Here is a 4,222-nt window from a genome sequence, read left to right as displayed (position 1 = left end):
GCTCTCTGCCACACCCCTAATAACTGCGCAAAAATCCGTTCCTGCTCATTAATTTGCGGAGGCGTATTAATCCCATTGACCAAATCAACAGCCCGCCGTAAATCCCCCTCAACCTGTTGCAAAGCAACCGCCACACGCCGTTGCGCAACCGGCTCCATCTTGGCTAACTTCAACAACTGCGCTTGATTATCCGCCAATGCCGTGCCACGCAAAACAGACCGCAACTCCGGCTGTAAATGCTGAGCAATGTTGTTAAGACGTTTCACGACATCTTGAGAGAAACCAATGCGGTCCGCCACATGTTTAGAAAAAGATAAAACTGTTCCTTTTTCACCTTTTACCTCTGTTTGAGAAATAGGTGCAAGTTGCACCAATTTCTCAAAATCTGTCTCACTACCGATCAAAGGTGCAACTTGCACCTTTGATTTTTTATTTCGACCAACCTTAATTTCCCCATATTTCTTTTCCCACAATTCGCGGTAAGTCTGGACAAAAAGCGCACGGTCAATAACAGACAATTCATTACGAAAGAGGTTTTCAGCCACTTCTAAAAGCGCGGCATTGTCCTTATCAGCCTGCACCACAACGGCATCAATGTCACTATACCCCAAAAGCTCAGCAGCACGAAGCCGATGCGCACCAGCAATAAGCGTATAATTACCCTCTTTAGCATTGGGGGTATGGCGCACGGTAATCGGATTCATCAATCCCTCCCGCACTATTGATTGTGCAAGTGCCTTAGCATGCTCATCATCTACAGGGCGTATACGCTCCGGCACCACAATCACATCAAGAGCAAGCTTTTGAAACTGTGCCATCACGCCCCCACCTTTCTGATCTCTTTAAAGAATAAATCCATCGCACGCCCTGCCCATCTTCGATAAGCTTTAGCAAATACAGGTTCTTCCAAACGCCGGTTAATTGTACGCAAAGAGCGAGCAACAGCAGTGCGTTCACGCTCTTGCATGGCAACAAGACGCCGCCGCGGTACCTCAAACTGATAATGCAAGATATGAATAACAATCTGTCGTGCTAACGCCGCATCAAATAAGCAATGCGGAGGGTCAATAATATACCGGATCGGCAGATGCTTAAATCCACTACTCACGGCTTTTAAAGAACAGGCAAGCATAGCTTCCAAACGTTCAACTTCTGAATAAGGATTAACGATATCGCTTCTGGCTTCTGGCATCCATAAATTATAAGCTGCAACCATAACCACCCCCTATAAAAACAATATGACCACCCCCTAATCGCCAAAACCAACCCATCCAAACGGCTGTTCTATGATGCAACTCTCTGCAATTTATCTTGCCCATTTCGTATTGATCTTTAGACATTGATAAACCTCTTTATCTTATGGTATCTAAATGCATGGCAAATGCGCAAAAACGCAAAGCCGTGTAACGAAGTTTAAGCAGCATTTCCGCGCAAAGCAGAATGCGCACGCGAATCTGTGTTGGCATGTTTTGCTGCTTTAAAAATGCGACGGCGACTTTTGGGGTAGCGGTCACTAAACACCTGCTCGACGGGCAAACCGATAAAATCGGCAATAGCGCGTTCAGCTTTCTCGTTGGTCCGTGTCCAGATATGTTGAACACTGGATGACGGTAGTTGATATGCTTTCGCGAGCTCCGCCAAGGTCATATTACGGCGGCGTAGCTCAGCTAAAATACTATGGCGATCCCATACTTGAATGCATGTTGGTGTGGTTGTCATAACTTTCGCTCCTGCTTCAAACGGATGCTCAAACCATCCGTTTTTTGTGGGGTTAATGGTAAAATATCTGCCCTCTATAGCGGGCGGTAATATGTAGTTAATTCATTTTTTGTGCTTTGTAAACATAAAAAATGAATTTATGAGGTATTTTTTTGGCACGTCCCGATTCAGAACCAAAAACACCATTGGCAAAACGCCTACGTGACATAAGAAAAATGCTTGGAAATGAAGAACGCGGCGCTTTTGCAAAAACTCTTGATTTAGCGAAAGGTACGCTCGCAAATTATGAGCTCGGTGTAAATGAACCACCAGCATCTATCGTAATTGCCTATCATAAAATTTATGGCGTAGACTTTCATTGGCTTCTCACTGGCGAAGGCGAAATGTTTAGTGACATGGCAAAAGCGAAAGCAGCAGGTTTTAAACCACAAACTATCCCTACTGGACTCATGAAAAAGCTTGGTCGCATAGCTTACACAACCTATCGCGATGCTAAAATAAAACTCCCCCCTGAAGATATAGCGGAACTCGCGGCGGAACTTTATAGAAAACTGCAAGAGCTTGTTCAAGACATCAACGATAGCGAAGAAGTAGAGGCAACTTTCCCTCTTCTAAAACTGCATTTAAAGCGTCAAATCGAAGCTGAAAAAGAACATTCCAAAACTACACAAAATTCGGCTTAATGCTACTCTAAAATGAAAAATACAGGCGCGTTTCTCTTTACATTAAGAAACTTAAATAACACATTGTTTTTTAAAAATTATATTTACAAAAAATAGAAACGCGCCATATGGCGCATATCTTTTTTGCTTTTTTGGTCATTTTTGGCTGATTTTGGAATCAATTGAACTTTTGGAGTGATTTTTTTCACAGGGTCTTCAAAGGCGGTTTTCTGGGCTTTCACAGACTTTTCAAAATTTTTCACAGGGTTTTCAAAGACCTTTCAAAGCCTTCTCTCATTTTTACCTTTAAAACGCACTTTTTTCTGATTTTAGCTCTTTTTTACAATTTTAGGTGTCAAAATCTATTTTGACAAAACACGCATTTAATGGTAAAAAATAACCATAAAAACAACAAATTACCACGTATTCCTACCTAATCCCACCTAATCCCACTTAGTACAAAACCTACTGTCAAACTACACCTGTTGTAGCTTGCCAGCGTGTTTTGTATATTTTGACACTATGTTTTGTACCAATTTATTTTCTTTTAGATGATTTTAAGAGGTTCTCAAAGGGTCTTCAAAGACCTTTCAAAGATTGTTTAAATCCCTTTAATAGATCTTTTTCTCTTCTCCTAAATATCACAATTGGTAATGATGAGTTCCTTTGCCGGAATCGCATTATTTGACAAATTACAGGAATAAATTGTTCTTACCTCTTTTATATGGAATTGACTGAAGGTTTTTCGAATCTCTGGCACATCATTGAGAGAGAGAAGAAACTTCCCCTTTAATTGTGCAAGCAGCATAGACATCGTCTGGTAATCCTCCCGCTTAAACAAGTCTTTGCCATAATAATCCTCAACACCAAAATAAGGTGGATCAAGATAAAACAAGGTATTTGGCCGGTCATAACGCACAATAAAATCAGACCAATCTAAATGTTCAATGATAACTCTCGCTAAACGGCGGTAAATAAGCTTTAATATACCTTCAAGTTTGAAGGGATTAAACCGTGCACTACGGTCTGTCTCAACTCTAAACGTACGCTCTGCTACTTTCCCACTAAAACTTAAACGCTGCAAATATAAAAACCGCAAAGCCCGTTCTAAATCCGTAAGCGTTTCTGGATTTTGTGTCTGTAAGCGTTCAAACGTCTCACGGCTGCTTATTTGAAACGCTAACAGTTCTATAAAAGGGTGATAATGGCGTTGTAACACCCGAAAAAAATTCACCACATCTCCTGAAAAATCATTGATAATTTCAGTAGATGGTATCAGTTTCCGTCTAAAGAATATTCCACCCATACCAACGAAAGGCTCGGCATAAATGCTATGTGGAATATCTTCAATGATTTTGACAATGGTTTTGGCTAATCTTCTTTTTCCCCCAATATAAGCAGCAGCTGGTGAAATAGGTTCAACAGATTTTAATTTTTCCTTATGAAGTATATCCATTATTTTTTTACACTCTTTCATCTATGTTAACCGTCTTCTCATTGCTTTAAGTGATAAGAAGTGGCTGCGATGTTAAGTTAAGTTGCATCGGATGGGGTTGTCGCTAAACTGTTCCCGTTGGCTGGGTGACCAGCCCAGCCTCTATTTTTGTTCCTTTCCTTGATTTGGTGCTTCTAGCGTAATTTCTGTTGTGTAACCGCTTTGCTTTTCATAGCGGTGGGTGACGGTAGCGGCTTTCCATGACCCATTAATTTCTTTACGGAACCCTTGAAGCAGCAGCGGTTGATCCGCCATGATTTCGGGGCGCCCCGCAAGGGTCAAAGAACCACTGCCCACAGCACGGCAAAGTCGGTCTGATTCTGATGCAGCAGCAGCTTGTGCTTCT

At 41.7% G+C, this 4,222-nt stretch carries 7 protein-coding genes and 1 pseudogene; 1 reads left to right on the top strand and 7 read right to left on the bottom strand.

Annotated elements, in window-relative coordinates; genetic code table 11:
* The 4 genes from PVV57_RS09650 to PVV57_RS09635 form a co-directional block, all read right to left on the bottom strand.
* Nucleotides 1-818 (bottom strand): ParB/RepB/Spo0J family partition protein (locus PVV57_RS09650; protein ID WP_273783981.1); only part of this gene is annotated, 818 nt, incomplete at its 3' end.
* Nucleotides 818-1,216 carry a hypothetical protein gene (locus PVV57_RS09645; RefSeq protein WP_273783980.1) on the bottom strand — a complete coding sequence of 133 codons (399 nt, stop codon included), beginning with the start codon at nucleotides 1,214-1,216 and terminating at the stop codon, nucleotides 818-820. The genes PVV57_RS09645 and PVV57_RS09650, both read right to left, overlap by 1 nt.
* Nucleotides 1,200-1,340 (bottom strand): hypothetical protein, encoded by a 141-nt coding sequence (locus PVV57_RS09640; RefSeq protein ID WP_273783979.1) that lies wholly within the window; start codon nucleotides 1,338-1,340, stop codon nucleotides 1,200-1,202. Before PVV57_RS09640 ends, PVV57_RS09645 begins: the two co-directional genes overlap by 17 nt.
* A gap of 73 nt (nucleotides 1,341-1,413) precedes the next feature.
* On the bottom strand, nucleotides 1,414-1,719 hold the full coding sequence (locus PVV57_RS09635; protein WP_273783978.1) for a helix-turn-helix transcriptional regulator: 306 nt from the start codon (nucleotides 1,717-1,719) through the stop codon (nucleotides 1,414-1,416).
* Nucleotides 1,720-1,871: 152 nt separating this feature from the next.
* Between PVV57_RS09635 and PVV57_RS09630 the strand changes: the two genes are divergently transcribed.
* Complete coding sequence (locus PVV57_RS09630) at nucleotides 1,872-2,402, top strand: helix-turn-helix transcriptional regulator (RefSeq protein ID WP_273783977.1); 531 nt, start codon at nucleotides 1,872-1,874, stop codon at nucleotides 2,400-2,402.
* Nucleotides 2,403-2,485: 83 nt separating this feature from the next.
* On the opposite strand, the gene PVV57_RS09625 is transcribed toward PVV57_RS09630, so the two are convergent.
* The 3 genes and pseudogenes from PVV57_RS09625 to PVV57_RS09615 form a co-directional block, all read right to left on the bottom strand.
* Nucleotides 2,486-2,644, bottom strand: coding sequence for a hypothetical protein (locus tag PVV57_RS09625; protein ID WP_273783976.1), 159 nt, complete (start codon nucleotides 2,642-2,644; stop codon nucleotides 2,486-2,488).
* Between the two features lie 371 nt (nucleotides 2,645-3,015).
* On the bottom strand, nucleotides 3,016-3,837 hold the full coding sequence (locus tag PVV57_RS09620) for a DNA adenine methylase (RefSeq protein ID WP_273719109.1): 822 nt from the start codon (nucleotides 3,835-3,837) through the stop codon (nucleotides 3,016-3,018).
* A 141-nt stretch (nucleotides 3,838-3,978) separates the two neighbouring features.
* Nucleotides 3,979-4,222 (bottom strand): annotated as a pseudogene (locus PVV57_RS09615) (late control protein); the annotation flags it as partial.

Source organism: Bartonella sp. AU15XJBT (assembly GCF_028618615.1).
Taxonomy (GTDB): domain Bacteria; phylum Pseudomonadota; class Alphaproteobacteria; order Rhizobiales; family Rhizobiaceae; genus Bartonella.
The sequence above is the reverse complement of the archived record's forward strand: the minus strand, read 5'-3'. Positions and strand labels throughout refer to the sequence as shown.